General features: G+C 42.7%; 21 protein-coding genes. 5 read left to right on the forward strand and 16 right to left on the reverse strand.

From position 1 onward, the window contains the following. Positions 1 to 156 precede the first annotated feature (156 nt). Complete coding sequence (locus V7K67_RS07290) at positions 157 to 1035, reverse strand: aspartoacylase (protein WP_334733056.1); 879 nt, start codon at positions 1033 to 1035, stop codon at positions 157 to 159. Between the two features lie 198 nt (positions 1036 to 1233). Here V7K67_RS07290 and V7K67_RS07295 point away from each other — a divergent pair, with 198 nt between their 5' ends. Then, on the forward strand, positions 1234 to 2427 hold the full coding sequence (locus V7K67_RS07295; RefSeq protein WP_335165816.1) for an AGE family epimerase/isomerase: 1194 nt from the start codon (positions 1234 to 1236) through the stop codon (positions 2425 to 2427). A gap of 274 nt (positions 2428 to 2701) precedes the next feature. On the opposite strand, the gene V7K67_RS07300 is transcribed toward V7K67_RS07295, so the two are convergent. The 11 genes from V7K67_RS07300 to V7K67_RS07350 form a co-directional block, all read right to left on the reverse strand. Beyond that, entirely contained in the window at positions 2702 to 3025 is a 324-nt protein-coding gene (locus V7K67_RS07300) for a DUF5335 family protein (RefSeq protein ID WP_334733058.1), read from the reverse strand. 145 nt (positions 3026 to 3170) lie between these two features. Beyond that, the gene (locus V7K67_RS07305; RefSeq protein ID WP_334733059.1) at positions 3171 to 3323 is read right to left on the reverse strand and encodes a hypothetical protein; all 153 of its coding nucleotides are present in this window, start codon (positions 3321 to 3323) and stop codon (positions 3171 to 3173) included. Positions 3324 to 3338: 15 nt separating this feature from the next. After that, complete coding sequence (locus V7K67_RS07310) at positions 3339 to 3719, reverse strand: pyridoxamine 5'-phosphate oxidase family protein (RefSeq protein WP_335165819.1); 381 nt, start codon at positions 3717 to 3719, stop codon at positions 3339 to 3341. A 185-nt stretch (positions 3720 to 3904) separates the two neighbouring features. Next, positions 3905 to 6541 carry a sensor histidine kinase gene (locus tag V7K67_RS07315; protein ID WP_334729595.1) on the reverse strand — a complete coding sequence of 879 codons (2637 nt, stop codon included), beginning with the start codon at positions 6539 to 6541 and terminating at the stop codon, positions 3905 to 3907. Positions 6542 to 6769: 228 nt separating this feature from the next. Then, on the reverse strand, positions 6770 to 7333 hold the full coding sequence (locus tag V7K67_RS07320) for a Uma2 family endonuclease (RefSeq protein WP_335165821.1): 564 nt from the start codon (positions 7331 to 7333) through the stop codon (positions 6770 to 6772). Between the two features lie 136 nt (positions 7334 to 7469). Then, positions 7470 to 8840, reverse strand: coding sequence for an IS110 family transposase (locus V7K67_RS07325; protein WP_335165823.1), 1371 nt, complete (start codon positions 8838 to 8840; stop codon positions 7470 to 7472). Positions 8841 to 9137: 297 nt separating this feature from the next. Then, positions 9138 to 9392, reverse strand: coding sequence for a hypothetical protein (locus V7K67_RS07330; RefSeq protein ID WP_335165825.1), 255 nt, complete (start codon positions 9390 to 9392; stop codon positions 9138 to 9140). Beyond that, a complete protein-coding gene (locus tag V7K67_RS07335; RefSeq protein ID WP_335165827.1) occupies positions 9389 to 9670 on the reverse strand; it encodes a hypothetical protein in 282 nt (93 codons plus the stop codon). Before V7K67_RS07335 ends, V7K67_RS07330 begins: the two co-directional genes overlap by 4 nt. 34 nt (positions 9671 to 9704) lie before the next feature. Then, on the reverse strand, positions 9705 to 10037 hold the full coding sequence (locus V7K67_RS07340; RefSeq protein ID WP_335165829.1) for a hypothetical protein: 333 nt from the start codon (positions 10035 to 10037) through the stop codon (positions 9705 to 9707). 146 nt (positions 10038 to 10183) lie between these two features. Continuing rightward, positions 10184 to 10402: a hypothetical protein gene (locus tag V7K67_RS07345; protein ID WP_335165831.1), complete on the reverse strand. Its 219-nt coding sequence runs from the start codon at positions 10400 to 10402 to the stop codon at positions 10184 to 10186. Positions 10403 to 10461: 59 nt separating this feature from the next. Then, positions 10462 to 10812 (reverse strand): hypothetical protein, encoded by a 351-nt coding sequence (locus tag V7K67_RS07350; RefSeq protein ID WP_335165833.1) that lies wholly within the window; start codon positions 10810 to 10812, stop codon positions 10462 to 10464. Between the two features lie 442 nt (positions 10813 to 11254). Between V7K67_RS07350 and V7K67_RS07355 the strand changes: the two genes are divergently transcribed. From V7K67_RS07355 to V7K67_RS07370, 4 genes are all read left to right on the forward strand, one after another. Then, the gene (locus V7K67_RS07355; RefSeq protein ID WP_335165834.1) at positions 11255 to 11650 is read left to right on the forward strand and encodes a hypothetical protein; all 396 of its coding nucleotides are present in this window, start codon (positions 11255 to 11257) and stop codon (positions 11648 to 11650) included. Positions 11651 to 11754: 104 nt separating this feature from the next. Further along, complete coding sequence (locus tag V7K67_RS07360; RefSeq protein ID WP_335165836.1) at positions 11755 to 11985, forward strand: hypothetical protein; 231 nt, start codon at positions 11755 to 11757, stop codon at positions 11983 to 11985. 79 nt (positions 11986 to 12064) lie between these two features. After that, positions 12065 to 12760, forward strand: a complete 696-nt coding sequence (locus tag V7K67_RS07365) for a hypothetical protein (protein ID WP_335165838.1) — start codon at positions 12065 to 12067, stop codon at positions 12758 to 12760. A gap of 61 nt (positions 12761 to 12821) precedes the next feature. Next, positions 12822 to 13442, forward strand: a complete 621-nt coding sequence (locus tag V7K67_RS07370; protein ID WP_335165840.1) for a DUF4102 domain-containing protein — start codon at positions 12822 to 12824, stop codon at positions 13440 to 13442. A gap of 128 nt (positions 13443 to 13570) precedes the next feature. On the opposite strand, the gene V7K67_RS07375 is transcribed toward V7K67_RS07370, so the two are convergent. The 4 genes from V7K67_RS07375 to V7K67_RS07390 all read right to left on the reverse strand — a co-directional run. Continuing rightward, the gene (locus V7K67_RS07375) at positions 13571 to 13813 is read right to left on the reverse strand and encodes a hypothetical protein (RefSeq protein WP_335165842.1); all 243 of its coding nucleotides are present in this window, start codon (positions 13811 to 13813) and stop codon (positions 13571 to 13573) included. Positions 13814 to 13822: 9 nt separating this feature from the next. Continuing rightward, positions 13823 to 14119, reverse strand: a complete 297-nt coding sequence (locus V7K67_RS07380; RefSeq protein ID WP_335165844.1) for a hypothetical protein — start codon at positions 14117 to 14119, stop codon at positions 13823 to 13825. Next, the gene (locus V7K67_RS07385; RefSeq protein ID WP_335165846.1) at positions 14116 to 14697 is read right to left on the reverse strand and encodes a tyrosine-type recombinase/integrase; all 582 of its coding nucleotides are present in this window, start codon (positions 14695 to 14697) and stop codon (positions 14116 to 14118) included. Before V7K67_RS07385 ends, V7K67_RS07380 begins: the two co-directional genes overlap by 4 nt. A 522-nt stretch (positions 14698 to 15219) precedes the next feature. Further along, positions 15220 to 15410, reverse strand: a 191-nt coding sequence (locus V7K67_RS07390; RefSeq protein WP_335165848.1) for a hypothetical protein, incomplete at its 5' end; no start/stop codon positions are given.

Here is a 15410-nt window from a genome sequence, read left to right on the forward strand (position 1 = left end):
AACGTCCAGACGTTTATATGTGTTTGGTCTGACTTAAATTACAGCGTGGCGGGGCTGTGTTCCGCCCGTTCTTTATGCCAGTTGCGTAAGTCCTGCTACACAACTTCAGGTTTTTTGACACTAACCCAAGCGTATTGGGTTAGAAAGGCGAATAAATTAAACTACCTCTTGGTGCTTTTGACTTAGATGCATCGCAATTCCTTTCTCATAATAAGCTGCTTCATTAATAAAAATAGGATAAACAGTAGACGTTCCCTCATAGAAAATATCTTTTCCTTCAAAAGTCAGAAACATTGGATCGCCAGGATTCAAAGGTTCATAATCCCTAAACTGAAGCTGGGGGTGAATCATGGCTTGAATCTCACCGCGATCGCTTCTAGGATAATCGATAGTTCCAATGTATTTATAAATTGTAAGCTGGCTGCTAATCTGCGGAATTTTTCCCTGGTTGCACCCTTCAAAATAATCTAAAACTGCATAAATAAGCTGTTCTGTTTCCTGAAACAATTCAGCGTTTAAAATATTCTGAGCCACAGCACCAACTTCTATAACAAAACCCAGTTCGCATAAAGAACGGAGAAAACCATTTTCTTTGGATTGCTGATTAATACAGATTTTCACCAAAGGATTGATAGAACTTAAATAAGCGCCTAACCGAAGTAATAAAGGATGCGTATCACAAAAAATCAGACTTAACCCCATATTAGAAGTTGTGCTGTGCAAATCAACAATTATATCTACAAAGGGCTGATTTTGCGGTTGCAATATCTGTTGGATTGCTTTTGCCCGTGTATCTTCATAACTTGAGAGTTGGGGATTTTGTAAGCCTTCATTAGTGAAGCAACGATTTAAATCTTTTTCAATGTATCGTTTGCCTTCTTCAATAGCTTTAAGATTGCCAAGTAATGCCAGGGTTTCAAAACTCGATCTATTGATTAAATTAGGATACTGCTGAAACTTTTTGACTAGATGTACTCCTGTTAACTCATTACCGTGGTTTCCTCCAACGATCGCAACTCGTTCAATCTGACTCATAACAACCTCATATCTAAAAAACTACCCTACGTTTATTGAGAATTGTGCAAGATACAAGATAGAAGTATAGCCGTTGCCGACTAAATCTTGTAAGAGACTGATGCGATGTCTACGACGGGCTACGCCTACGCTCCATGTTCGAGCCAAAATATGATAGCTGTTAAACTGTTGGTTCTAGCACAAAAAAGGAGGAAATTTATGGAGAAAGACTTTCAAGCGATGCCTCCGGCGGGCTACGCCTACGCTAAACTTTACAAAAATGCTCTCCTGGGCGACGTACTCCCCTTTTGGGAAAAATATTCTGTCGATTGGCAGCAAGGCGGCTATTTCACCTGCCTCGATCGCGAAGGTAAAATTTATGATACAGACAAATTCATCTGGCTGCAAAACCGCCAGGTATGGACTTTCTCCATGCTTTACAACCAGCTAGAAAAACGCGAAAAGTGGCTAAAAATTGCCAGCAGTGGCGCTAATTTTCTCGCCCAACATGGCAGAGATAGTGATGGTAATTGGTATTTTGCCCTCACCCGTGAAGGGAAACCATTAATTCAGCCTTACAATATCTTCTCTGATTGCTTTGCGGCGATGGCATTTAGTCAATATGCACTCGCTGGCGGCGAAGAATGGGCCAAGGATGTGGCGATGCAAGCTTATGACAACGTATTACGCCGCAAAGATAACCCCAAAGGCAAATATACTAAAACCTATCCCGATACACGCCCGATGAAATCATTGGCTGTACCAATGATTTTAGCCAACCTGACTCTAGAAATGGAATGGTTGCTGCCAAAACAAACCTTAGAAAATGTCCTAGCTGAAACCGTCCGCGAAGTGATGACCGATTTTCTTGACTCAGAACGGGGACTAATGTATGAAAATGTTGCCCCTGACGGTTCCCACATAGATTGTTTTGAGGGACGGCTGATTAATCCAGGTCACGGTATTGAAGCTATGTGGTTTATCATGGATATCGCCCGTCGGCAAAACGACACCAAAACTATTAACCAAGCCGTTGATGTGGTGCTAAATATCCTGAATTTTGCTTGGGATAACGAGTATGGCGGCTTGTATTACTTTATGGATGCAGATGGTCATCCCCCACAACAATTGGAATGGGATCAAAAGCTGTGGTGGGTTCACCTAGAATCATTGGTTGCATTAGCAATGGGCTATCGGCTGACTGGGCGTGATGTGTGTTGGGAATGGTATCAAAAGATGCACAATTACACCTGGTCAAATTTTGCTGATTCAGAATACGGTGAATGGTTTGGCTATCTTAATCGGCGTGGAGAAGTATTGTTGAACCTCAAAGGTGGCAAATGGAAAGGATGTTTTCATGTACCGCGTGCATTGTACCTTTGTTGGCAGCAATTTGAGGCATTATCATTTTAAGTACGATCAGACCTATGTTGCTATTCTGGCATGGTTGCCTGAAAAAATTATCTATGGCAAGCCTCGTATTCTTGATGTATGTGTTGTCTCTGGTTTATCGGTAGCTTTAGCTAGAGATACTCATTAGACATCTGGTGAAAATGAATGTAGAGACGTAGCACTGCTACGTCTCTACAAGGACTCTGGATAACGCATATTTAATTTCTGGAGATGTCTTTTATGAACCTAAATCTAAAGTTCTTGACGTGTTGGACGGATGATCATTTCATTCACATCAACCAGCTTGTAGCTGGATCAACGTTTTTGTCCCGGCAGCGTCACTAATCCGAACCGCTATCATTACACCGTTTGAGTTCTGTCCCGTTAAAACTTCAGTTGGTGAATCGATTGTGTGAGCGTAAGTCACTTCATCTCGACCTACTTCAATCACCAAATCATCTCCTTTTCCGGGGCGATCGTAAACCATTGCCATCAAAGGTGCATTCTGAATCAGTTCTGCATTATCAAGGTCTGAATCGATGATTTCGATTGAAATATATCGTCCACGATTACCACTTGAAAACTGATCAAAAAATTCACCCCATCGCTCACGTGGCACAGATTTTTTGATGTCAATCTTTTACTACAAGGATACACTTTCTGGATTTTAGCTGACAGAATATTCCACAATTAAATCAACAGGATACCGCGATCGCGATTGTTACCCATGATGCGATGATCAGTAATCAGACAAAGCGGGTGATTCAGATGCAGGATGGAGTGATTGTTGAGACAGCGATTGCCATAATTTTCTGCTGTTGGGGTGTGAAATGACAGAGATCCGCGATCGCTTCTGGTGCCCCTTTCGCTGCAATTTCATACTGCTTGCCATCGGCTGACTGCCAAACGTGAGACATTGCCAATAGCTATTTTCACTGACTGCTAACTCCATCAGTGGTTCGTCCACTTATTTCACTCTCGTGGATGCGGTAGATTGCGATCGCTTCTGAACGTCCGTCAGCATCAATCCAAGTTCGATTGATCGCAGGTGACAGCGTTGTATTGCGCTCTTTGATCAAGTGCATTGCGTGATCGATTTCTGAATGCTCGGTGAGGCGTGAGGCTCGACCATTCACAATCACACTGCGCCAATGAAGGGGCCCGTGAATTTCTTCAACCTGTAGGCAGATTTCTGGATTTAACTCTCGAACTTCGCAAATTTTCTGATTAGTTACCTCACATATAATTAAAACAGAAAGCCTCAAATACTTCTTGTACCTTGCTAGGTAAATAAGTTCAATTTTATCTACCACTTTTGAATGTTTTACGAGAATTTGTATAATTTATACATAAACTAAAACATTTACTCAAACATAATACTGGATGGAGCGATCGCAGAATAAATTGTAGCAGAAAGGCAACAACAAGGTGAGTATAAATCATTGATTAATGTGAAGCAGCGCACTGGATTACCGTTGGCAACTTATCGTCATATAGCTTAGACTTCCCATTTCCCCGCCTTTTTCCAAGGAAGCTTCACCGTAAATCGGCTACCTTTGCCTAGCTGACTTTCGGCATGAACAGTTCCACCATGCAACTCGACAATTTTTTGCACCATCACTAATCCTAAACCAGTGCCCGTAGAACGACGAGTAGAGGCATTTTCAACCTGCACAAAAGGTTGAAATAATTTAAAAAGGTCATCCGAAAGCATCCCAATACCCGTATCTACCACGCTGAAAAAGATATATTCATTGGTAGAAGTTGGTTGGATTTCTATCCAAACTTCGCCTCCTTCTTTAGTAAACTTGATGGCGTTAGTCAACAAGTTAATAAATACTTGGCGAATGCGACGTTCATCGACTTGGATGGGTTCGAGTTCTTCAGGTACTTGTGCCCTCAACCGAATATTTTTCTGGAATGCTAGATGTTTGACAAAACTTAAGCTGTAATCACATAATCCCTGAATTGAAGTAGCAGCTAGTTGCAGTTCTATTTTGCTAGATTCGGTATCGGTAAAGTCAAGGATTTGGTTAATCAATTCTAGTAAGTTCTTACCGCTAGATTCGAGCATAGTTAAAGACTGCTGCTGTTCTTCACTTACAGGGCCGTACACTCCATCTTTTAGTGCTTCTGTGATTCCCAAAATGGAGTTTAAGGGATTTCTCAAATCGTGATTGATGTTTCCTAAAAAGGTGCTTTTGGCACGATTTGCCATTTCCGCAGCTTCTTTAGCCTCACGCAGAGTGGATTCTGCCTGTTTGCGATCGCATACTTCTAAAGTTAGGGCAACAAATTCTGCAATTGAGCTAACAAAATTTTGCTCGCTTACTTCCCAGGTCCGGGGAGTGTCAATCTGCTCATACAATACTGTTCCCACTATTTTACCCCCAACCCAAATAGAGGTATCAATTAGCGATACAATATTCTTAGGTTCTAGTAATTCATTCCATAATTCCTGTACCCGTAAATCAGTGCGAGTGTCGGTAATGGCAATGGTACTCAAAGCCACCAGGGCTTTATAGTAGATTAAATAATCTGCAAGGTTGCGTTCTAAACCTGCCGAATGTTTTTGACTGCTACGTTCATAGAAACTTATACATTGTAGTTTGGTACGCTCATCATTGAATAACCACACACTTACTCGCTCTACTTCTAAGGCATTGGCTGCTTTTTCTGTGATGACTTTGAATGCTGTTTCTAGATTTCCTTCAAAAAGCGCTTTGTGATTTGTCAGTTCTGCTAGTACCCGATTGTGTTGTCTCAGTCTTCGCTCACTATTAATACGTTCTTGAATCTCTTGCTGTAATTCTTGAGTTCGCTGCTTAACTTGCAGTTCTAACTCTTCATTTTTAATAGTCAGTGCAGTAAAATTTTTGCGTAACTGTTGCGCCATCTCATTGAAAGATTCACCCAGCATTTCTACTTCTTTAATGCCCTGTACCATCACCACTGAGTCTTCGTCATTGGTAAAATCGGTTAAATCTTTTGTCGCCGTGCTGAAATCCAAAATTGGCTGAGTTATCCAACGGGCGGTAATAATCCCTAGTATCGTAGCTAGTCCTAATGCTCCTAAACAGAGAAAAATGGTAGTTTGAGTATTGCGATTAATTTGTCCCATAAAATCTGCTTCTGGGACATCTACCACAATCAACCAGTTGAGATTTGATTCGCCCTGTAACGGTTTAACTGCTAAAAATTGTCGTTTGCCATCCAAAGAAAAATCTAGTTGCTGTAAACTTTGAATTTGCTCAAAGTTACTAAATTTAGTTGTTAAATATTTAGCGGCTGCTTGAGTCAAAGAATTCACACTCTGAGAAGCTGCCAACCGAATAGGTTTACCATTTTGTAAGCGGAATGGTTCTTCCGTTGTGGAACTTGCCACTAATAGCCCCGAACGCTCGATAATAAAAATTTGCCCAGACTTGCCAATTTTGATATTTTGGAGCAAATCTCTAATTTCTGATAAACGAATCAGAGTGCTGTTGACTCCAAATAACTGACCTTGGGAGTTATAGATGGGTTGAGATGCACTAATGAAGAGTCTTGGTTCAGTAGGGGGTATAAAAATCTGACTAAAGCTGAATTTTTTGGCAGTAACAGCTATTTGATAATCAGGACGCGATCGCCCATCATAGCTTTTAATTACCTCTGGTAGCTGAGTACGTTGACCTTGAGAGTCAATTTTGTAAGTGTAAAGGTCGTACTCAGTTGACTTTCCGGCTTTTTTAAGTAAAAATTGGCGATCGTTGAGTTTCTCTACCGTTAGGTGTTCTTGCTGTTCATTACTTACCGTTAAAGCCAACGCATCGGGAAAAGTCTTTAACTGCTCTACTAAGTATGACTCCCAGGTTGCAAGATTTTCTATCTTTAGCAGCCCTATATTAATCAGATTTTGATTACCGCGTAGTACCTGACGCGGAGTTGACAAATAAGTTTGTAAATTCTGCTCGACTCGATTGCCAACTTCATGACGTAATTCACTAGCTACCTCATTGACTGCTTTTTGCCCATTAAGGATTGATAAATACGCAGTCAATCCCACAGCTAGCAGGATTTGTAGCAGAAACAACGCTACCAGAATGCAACTTAGAGGTACACCTTTAAATCGGGAAAAAACAGTATTTTTGGTCATCTGCCCACTCCCCTTGCTCCCTCTTCCTGTCTTGTAGTAATGAGTACAACACCTCGAGTTTGCTGTCCTGTGGGCTTATGCATAGTTTATACTCGGTCGGGTCAAGTGCCAATATACCACTTCTGGCAAAAGAACAAAACGTTAATTAACTGCACTAGTATCCCAAGGCGGAAGTCAAACAATTTTGGATTTTAGATTTGCAATTTGGGATTGAGGCTTATCATCTACCTAAACTTGCAACTCAAATCCAGGTAATATATCTTCTCCAGAGAGAATCGCCGGCATTTGCATAACTTCTACAGCTTGCAAAAGTCGGTAAATTTCCACTTGCTTATCTTGAGGATTAATTAGCCAACCCAAACGCAAACCATTTTCTATGTATTCCTGCATTTTCCCTTGGATAGGTGCAAGCCGATCTGTCTCGGAACGCAATTCAATTGCAAAATCGGGTACAAGTGGCGGAAATTTTTTTCGTTGTTCTAGTGTTAAAGCTTCCCACCGTTCTGACTTTACCCAAGCTGCATCAGGGGAACGTTTTGCACCATTTGGAAGTATAAAGATAGTTGAAGAACTAAAAACTTTGCCTAATTTAGCTTGACGATTCCAATTATTCAAGTCTGTAATTAAATCTGCTTCTTGATTTCCGCTTTCTCCTCCTACTGGTGGCATAATAATTAATTCTCCGGCTGCATTCATTTCCAGGCTTAAATCGCTATTGGCAACACACAATTGATAAAATTGCTCATCGGTTAAGTGAGCAATCGGTTCTAGATTCAGCACAACAGTATTCATTGAATCTTTCCTCGTGCCTTGATTGCTAACTTCGTTACCTTTAGTTAAAAGTTTAGCAAGAGTAAGTTCCTCGTTCAGGGTAATTGAAACTTTCTGCTTGAAAAAAACCCTTCATGTAAATAAAGGGTTAATCGCATCAGTGTACTGGAATTATTTTACACAATTCCTGAAACAGTAAGTTAACTACCTTGCTCATCAGCTTTCCTTGAATGTGTTTACCTCCTAGCAGTTTCTCGCCCTGTTCGGTGACGTTGGCTTTGAGTGAGTCACGGTACTCAATCAATTCCTTGGTTAGGTCATTGCTTGGCAGTCTGCCAGTTTCTACACCAGTTAAGACGTACTGCCACAAACTGATTCGGCACAGGGATGAGCCACTAGGTTTTTCTACAAGTCCATCACCGGATTGCTCCAGGACTGTACCCATCCCCAAACGCATCTTAAAAGTGTCGCGGCTGCGGTTGCGTTTAATTCGTTTGGTGTCACCAGCTATTCGCCTGACGGTGGTTTCTCCGTTTTTGCGATCGCGCTCGGTTCGCTTCACTTCCCTAACTTCATATTCAATGACTGGTTTACCATTAACACCCAAGAATGATTCAAACGGGTAAATTCTGGTAAGCAGCCGCGATCGCACTCGTAACCCAAAACCGAACTTATCAAACACGCTCATGTAAGGCTTAAACGCTGGCTCAGACAACATTTCAGTGATTCTTACTTCTAAGCGCTGCTCGTAGAGTGAGATGTCACACATCCATTCAGCGTGTAGTTCTAAGATTGGGTCAATCTCAATTCCGTAGTCTTTGGCAATGGATATTTTATAGCGATTTTCGATTCTGGTTTTCCCGGCGGGGGAAATTTCGAGCCTCTTAGCTAACCATCCCCAAAGGGGCGGTAAAAATCCAGCCTTGCCAGATGCGCTCTTGGTGTGAGCGACTTCTGGGAATTGCCAAGCGAGAAGCTGTCTAGCATAGTTGACAATGGGTGACTGTACCCGGTTGAGATGTTCGAGTTGCTGGCAGAGGTCGCGGAGTTCGTCGATTGGCTCTGGTCGGTGCATGAGAAAGTATCTTAGGTTCAACTCCCCAGTCTCCAGTCGGTGATCTGGATCGTGTCCGTAAGCAGCCATTGCTAAAGCGTCGGCTGGGTCGCTTTTATTCGGGAGATTTTTACCTCCGCGATAACGGCGTAACTCGACGTGACCGACCCACAAGATTTCAATTTCTAACTTATTGAGGATAGAAGCCCACAGTCTTGAATAGTGGTTTCCTGTTGGCTCAAGAATTGCGTAATCTGGCTTGATTTCTGCTAGATAACTAGCAAAGTCAAACGCTGATTTTTGCTTCTTCTTACTATCAGGATTGGAGTAAAAAGCCGGATATAAAATAGATGCTTTATTTCTAGTTTTGTTCCAATGTCCCTGTAATCCTCCCTTGGGATATTGTGTTAAAATATGAGTGGTTATGCTCGATTTACTAACATCAATTCCAAGAATTGTTAATTCTGTTGTCATGGTTCTGCGATACCTAAAAGGTGGTTTTCAAGGACTGGCATCCTTTGATTGACCCGAACTTAATAGCGCACGAATCACCCTAACGCCCCACGCTTGAGGGGCGCGATTCAGGAGTAAACGCATTCGGGGGAATTAATTAAAGAAGTGCTGCGCGTGAACGAGGAAACGCCACACTTTAGGGGCGCATTTCACTCTGAACGCCGCACTTTCTCTAATTAACGTGCTGATTGCTTTGGACACAACCCGCGACTCTGGCAGTGATGCCAGAGTTTCGGCTACTGTGTCAGGTAGCCATCATCAGGCGACAACCTCCTCATCGCCGTCAGGGTGGAATTGATCGAGGATATTCTCTAGTCCTTCAAATGGTTTAAGAAGTAATCTTCTCGTCTCGTTATCCGTTGCAGTGTTCGCGCATTCAACTTGACCAATCACGATCGAAGCCATATCAATTTGGGCTTTAATGCGTTGAAGTTGACACCAAAGCAAGTAGTAATCCCACGTTGGATCTGGTGAAAAATTCAGTGAGTCGCAGTCATCATTTTGATTATTCATGAAACATTTCTCCGATTTTTTGAGCGGTAATTAACACTAGAAGCTTCCAGCCAACTCTCCATAATTGCTGTGGCATTATCACCGAAAAATTCCTGTTTGTCGCCATTGTGCCAAGTGACAACAGCAATTGGACTGGGTAATTTTTCAAACTGAAGCTGGCGAATTTGGGCTAAATTTATCCACCCAGCAGTGGGTAACTTACAAGTAAACACAGTGGGAACTGATATAATTTGCATGATTGGCTGATGGGGTATATCCAGTCCAACAGGCGATCGCATTCTTGTACCTGAGAGTGCGATCGCTAAAAATTATCTAGAAACCACCGGGGAAGTCACTACTGTTTGATACTTCCCCGGACTCAAAAGGGACATCGCCTGGGTCAGGCTCTACCGTAGTTAAAGCAGCCTTTTGTTCTTCGAGCCGTGCCAGTTCATATTTGAGGTCTGCGATCTGCTCTTTTAGATCAGTGGCTTCAATTTCTAGGTCTACTCGCTCCCTGATCTTTCTCTCAACAAATTCGATTAATTTGGATGACTCCACATCTGGATCTTCGCCTTCATAAATATCAGCAGTCGTGTCAAAATGCCTGGATTCATAACTGCCCAGGTTGAGGATGCGTTTACAACTAATGGTCTTGATTTTCATCTCGTTTACCCAAATCTTCAAGTATTTTCTCTAACGTTTTGAGAGCGAAATAAGAGCCAGAAAGTACCTTATTCTTTGCCTTGTAATCCATGCTTGTATCCGATGAAATAACGGATACAATTTTTCGTCGAATTTCACGCAATTGCTCAATTTCTTGCTTGAATTGCGTCACCTTGTTTACCTGTTGTCGGTGTCGCACTTTCACCATCAAAAGCGACTTCAAATACCCCGTCTCCCCGACGAAGAATGCTCATATAAGCATCTGCATCAGAGCGCTTCTTGAAGCGGGCAACGCAATCATTAGAACCGCTTGGTAGCCACTGAAAAACAGCCCACGGACGTATATTATCCTGGTAAGAACTCATCAGAAATATCTCCTAATCGCAATTGTGAATAGCTAAAAGGCAAAACCTGGGCTGATCAGTCAAGACCCCCCAAAAATCAGCCCCCTGGAATTTTTTGGGATTTTTTGGGATTTTATTTCTTCTGCGGGAAGTGAATTACCCAATCGGACTTGGTTAATCAGCGCTTCCAGCAAACCTTCCCGATCGCTCAATGGCAAGGAACTGTTAATTTGATGACCGACTACGTAGATTTCCTCCCGGCATTGTCCAGGCGATTGGTCGCAAAGTTGAATAGCAAGAGCCTGAATTAGATACAGCTTCTCGCGGCGAGTTATTAGTTCAAACGTACTGCCGTATTCCTCTTGGAGGGAATCTAAGAGGGAACCGTCATTTATTGTGTCACTGGTAAAGTGACCGATGGGTTTTGTCATTAGATAAAGCTGGCTCCTTCTATGTCGATGATCACGAACTTGCCCGTGAACCGCACAGATTTGATAGTCGATCTAGTATCCATTTCCTCGTCTACAGCTATTTCAGCGTCTTGTGGAAACGCTTGCAGCTTCTCGATTAGTTCTTTGACAGTCATTTTGGTTATTGCGTTTATAAGTGTGCAGATATAGAGCAGAAGAAATCACCGCGCTGCAAACTCGTTACAGCGCTCAGTTCTTGGTGATTGGCAGGGTGTTTCCGCGCAAGGTGGCGCGGGTGCTTGCTCCGGTGAACACGCAAAGGGTTAGGCGTGGGGGAGGGAGTCTTGGTAGAAAAAAGTTTTTCATACCGGAAACTAATGATATATTAAACATACCGAAAACCAATAGTCAAGAGTTTCCGGTATGAAATTCAATTTGAGGTATGTAAAATAGGTTTACCGTTGTGAACATAGAAAAGAATGGCGAGACCAAGGAAGTTAGCGGAGGACGCAAAAAACGTGTCCCTAAACCTGAGCGAGAAGGATTGGGACTTGTTTCTAGCAAAGGCCAAGTCGATGGGACTGAGCAGATCGGAATTAGTAGCGAAGATAGGAAGAGGAGAGATACCACTGGGTCAAATGTCTTCCTCCAACCGGGAAATCATTCTCTTGGGAAAATCTTAAAGCGCCTGGAGTTGCTAGAGAAGGCTTTTAATTCATACGTTGGCTCTCACCGTCAACGTCTTGAGGCGCGGCTAGACGAAAATAAGGAGTTCGTAAGCTCATTCCAACAAGAGATGCAACTTGTTAAACAGGAGATTTACGACCTAGCTACTCAATCTAATGAAGAACCTGAATAAAACCGTCCTGCCTGCAAAGGTAAGACGGTTTTATTGCGATCGCACCTCGGCTTCATACAGTGCGATCGCAAATGACCAATGACTAATAACTAATAACCAAAGACATGAATCAGTCGATAAACGCAAAAGTAATCCATGCCAGTGAGATTTGCGGCAAGGAATTATCAGATTTTATTCAGTATGTGCAAAAAGTTGACCCTGATCTCAAGCACTCGGAAGCGATTATGGTGGGAGCAATAATTCTGCATCATTTACCATCTGCTTTCGCAGATAACCCACAAATGCTGGACGAACTTAAGAAAACTTGCAAGACCTTAAAACAGCGACGTAAGTAATCGTGTCTTTAGAAAACCAAAAAGCCACCTGTAGATTTAGCGATCAAGATGGCTCTCTGAGAATTAACTAATAGTAATTATGACACAAAACGCACCAAAAAAATCACTTCCTTGGACTGAAGAACACACAGTATTCTGTTACAAACATCATATCAGCCCGGCGGCGAAATCACTCTGGCAGTGGCTAATGATGCAAGGCGGTATCGCAGAAGAAGTAGAGCCAGATTTATCAGAATTCAACGCCACAGTAGCTAAAGCAAGAGGTAAAGGATACTCACATAATTACCTCAAACAGATTTTTAATCAGCTAGTAGAATGCAGAGTTATCCAGATTGTTAAACAGTATTCGTGGAAGATATTTAAGTTGCTTGTGCGACCCCTGTCATGGTTGAAGCCACCGAGAAAACGCACAGAAAAAAACTTCCAAAACCATAATTTTAGTGACGATTCAGACCCCTCAAATGATATATCTGCCGTGACGGTTGATCTACAGCAGCAGCATTCTAATTCTGATATCAACTTAGAGACTCTGGCAGAAGCGGGTATACATTATGACTCTTCTGAAAAAGAGGTTCTTGAGCGTCCAACTAATGAGATTAAGTTAGGAATTTTAATGTTTAATCTCCGTGGTGGTTTAGATAAAATTCTTAATCCAGAAGGTTTTATACGGCGATGTTTACGTGAGCGTTGGTGGGAGTTCCCGCGTAATTACAATCTTTTACTTCAAATGTTTGGGAACTCTACAGAATGGGATGAATTATTCCCCTCTGGTTGATTCATAAGCATAAAAAATGGCCGCTGTGACGGCCGTCATTATTCTTACTTTCAAAAACATTATGAAACATAACTCTGATGTGCCTGGGCAATTAGCACTATTTGCGATGCCTACGGCGGCAAGCTACGCACCAGATGAAAAGAGAGCTACCATTCATGATCCTTACTGGGATGAAGTAGTTGCCCCCGAACAAACGGATAGCGCGAGCTGGAATCCGGCCGACTTTGGGGAAGTGCCCCATAAATTAGACGACAGCGGTCAACTGTCAATTTTTTATGATGACAGTCAGGAACCACCAGACCCAGACGATTACCAAAACTTAGACGAATATCACCAAGCCTGGCGTGAGTGGGAAATACTTGTTCGGGAGCAAGTAACGAAGGTTGCCACCGAAAACACTGTAGAAACTCGTGTTCGGGAGCAAGTAAATATTGATACTACAAAAACTGCTCCCGAACACAATACTCACTGGGTAGAGGAATATTGGGTTGAGCGCTGCGCCAATAAATATTGGTACTACCGTTACTGCTGGATGTTGGGTAGGAAGATCAAGCGCTGTCACCTGGGGCCAGCGCGATCGCGTTTGGCCAAGCAAAAAAAAGCAGATATAGAAGTTTGGATTGCAGATGGGTACTCACCGATGGAGATTCAAAAGTTAATCCATCAGCAGCGTAATTGCTAACTCCTCATCCCCATCCCCCCATCCCCAGTCCCCAGTTCCCATCCCCCCATCCCCAGTCCCCAGTTCCCATCCCCCAATCCCTAACTCCTAATACCCAATCCCCAATACCCAATAATCAAGCTTCTGGGTCATTCCTCGTTGATGACAATAACCACCCCATCCGATCCAGCTTCAAAGCCAGCAATTGAAAATACTCGCCCATTAGCATCTCTGATCGAAATCGGCGCGTCGCCAGAAAAACTATATAAATCTTGGATTAGATCCTGAACTGTGACTTCTTCTGTTACGGTTTCCATAAATTTCTGATGAAAAAGCGATCGCTCAAAAGTAATTGCTCGTAAATCTACAAGTTTTACTTTATACGCACTCAATGTATTTCGTCACGGGATTTTGATGGCTGATTGGTAACTTTCATCAAATTCTTTCCATGCCAAAGTTGCGATTTCCTCCAGGGCTGCGGCGGTGGCAAAGGCACTGTCAAATTCCCCTTCATAAAAGTCTGCATAAAATTTCTGAATTTTGCGGAACAACTTGGATTCAGGGACAGGGGAATCAAACTCAATCTCACTCGCTAACTCTCTGAGTTTGCAAGCTAACTGAGCCTTTGGGAGTTGGTCTGGAAATACAGCTAGCTGGGCCAACTGAGTTTTAAATTTCTGCTTTAGGGGTTTACTCATAAAGTAGCGATCGCCCTTTCAGTGTCTTCATCACTGACTTCGATGTAGCGTGAAAGTACTTTGAGATCGGAGTGTCCAGTAATTTTTTTGATAGTGGCCAAGCCGATACCGTTCTTTGCCAGATTGGTGATAAAGCTCCTTCGGGTGGAGTGAGTACTAATGCCCTTGGAGTCCAAACCAGCTTTTTGTACAGCTGTCCGTAAAATCATGTCCGCCCAGCGCAGAGTAATTGGCCCATTTCCCTCCCGCCGGGGAAACAACCAACCAGAATCCGATTCTGGGGTATATAACCGCAATGCTTCACTCAAGACTGGGTGGACTGCTACTTGACGAGTTTTTCTCTTGCCATCAGGGGTAGCTTTGCGAGTTACAGCCCGATAAGTAATGTAGCTACGCGGTGTACCATTGCTGTTGTATACATCTTCTATTTGAAGTTGTACAATTGCACCCCACCGCTCACCAGTGTACCAAGCAATGTCTAGGAGTAATTTATATTTACGACTCCGAATCTGTTTGCGAATTTTCGAGTAATCTGTTTGCGTCAAAATAGCCGCTTCACCGTTTCGATTATTTTTCATTCTGATTTGTGTTCTCTTCTCTATTCCGGTTTAACCTTGCATATAGGTAAAATCGGAATATTTCTCTTTTTAGCTATTATTTATATTTGGGTCAATTGTAGTCATAGCAATGCTTTCAACACATTAGTAGATGTGCTGGATTTACATAAAAGCGGAACTTTACAGTATCTATTTAATTGAATTTAATTGAATTTAATTGACATTGATAATTTCAATGGTTTGTACCCTTTCTTTTAATTACGTCCAAAATGTCGCTCCCCTCGGCACACAACAAGCATCATTCACAGCACCCGATGGCAGCTATTTAACTGCTTACACGTATCTTTTGGGTGCAAATTTTTCTCAAGGGTATGAGGTACGCAGTGATGGGGATGGAGGTACTGCAATTTTAGGCGGGCCATACTATCCCCCGGCAGGTTATCAAGTCACTTATAGCAATTTCAGGAATAGCTGTGCGCTGCCAACCTACGACGCGATAAATGGAGTTTGTACTTTAAGTACCGTATATAGCACCCCAGGGCATTATGCCTCATTGGCTGCTTGCAATGCAGGTATTGCTTGTCCAACTTGTCCAACTTGTCCAACTTGTCCGACTTGCCCGACTTGTGAAGTTTGCGAGGTTTGTCCTGCGCCAATAACCTGCCCGACTTGTGAGGTTTGCGAGACTTGCCCGACTTGCCCAACTTGTGCGGTTTGTCCTGCGCCAGTGACTT

This window comes from Nostoc sp. (assembly GCF_036917155.1).
Classification (GTDB): domain Bacteria; phylum Cyanobacteriota; class Cyanobacteriia; order Cyanobacteriales; family Nostocaceae; genus Nostoc.

Excerpts from the sequence above, each read along its gene's own strand:
- V7K67_RS07335 (WP_335165827.1), bottom strand. The coding sequence starts at position 9,670 with ATGCGATCGCCTGTTGGACTGGATATACCCCATCAGCCAATCATGCAA.
- V7K67_RS07330 (WP_335165825.1), bottom strand. The coding sequence starts at position 9,392 with ATGAATAATCAAAATGATGACTGCGACTCACTGAATTTTTCACCAGAT.
- V7K67_RS07295 (WP_335165816.1), top strand. The coding sequence starts at position 1,234 with ATGGAGAAAGACTTTCAAGCGATGCCTCCGGCGGGCTACGCCTACGCT.
- V7K67_RS07305 (WP_334733059.1), bottom strand. The coding sequence starts at position 3,323 with ATGTCTCACGTTTGGCAGTCAGCCGATGGCAAGCAGTATGAAATTGCA.
- V7K67_RS07360 (WP_335165836.1), top strand. The coding sequence starts at position 11,755 with ATGAATCAGTCGATAAACGCAAAAGTAATCCATGCCAGTGAGATTTGC.
- V7K67_RS07365 (WP_335165838.1), top strand. The coding sequence starts at position 12,065 with ATGACACAAAACGCACCAAAAAAATCACTTCCTTGGACTGAAGAACAC.
- V7K67_RS07345 (WP_335165831.1), bottom strand. The coding sequence starts at position 10,402 with ATGAGTTCTTACCAGGATAATATACGTCCGTGGGCTGTTTTTCAGTGG.
- V7K67_RS07380 (WP_335165844.1), bottom strand. The coding sequence starts at position 14,119 with ATGAGTAAACCCCTAAAGCAGAAATTTAAAACTCAGTTGGCCCAGCTA.
- V7K67_RS07320 (WP_335165821.1), bottom strand. The coding sequence starts at position 7,333 with ATGAATACTGTTGTGCTGAATCTAGAACCGATTGCTCACTTAACCGAT.
- V7K67_RS07340 (WP_335165829.1), bottom strand. The coding sequence starts at position 10,037 with ATGAAAATCAAGACCATTAGTTGTAAACGCATCCTCAACCTGGGCAGT.
- V7K67_RS07315 (WP_334729595.1), bottom strand. The coding sequence starts at position 6,541 with ATGACCAAAAATACTGTTTTTTCCCGATTTAAAGGTGTACCTCTAAGT.
- V7K67_RS07290 (WP_334733056.1), bottom strand. The coding sequence starts at position 1,035 with ATGAGTCAGATTGAACGAGTTGCGATCGTTGGAGGAAACCACGGTAAT.
- V7K67_RS07370 (WP_335165840.1), top strand. The coding sequence starts at position 12,822 with ATGAAACATAACTCTGATGTGCCTGGGCAATTAGCACTATTTGCGATG.
- V7K67_RS07350 (WP_335165833.1), bottom strand. The coding sequence starts at position 10,812 with ATGACAAAACCCATCGGTCACTTTACCAGTGACACAATAAATGACGGT.
- V7K67_RS07385 (WP_335165846.1), bottom strand. The coding sequence starts at position 14,697 with ATGAAAAATAATCGAAACGGTGAAGCGGCTATTTTGACGCAAACAGAT.
- V7K67_RS07325 (WP_335165823.1), bottom strand. The coding sequence starts at position 8,840 with ATGACAACAGAATTAACAATTCTTGGAATTGATGTTAGTAAATCGAGC.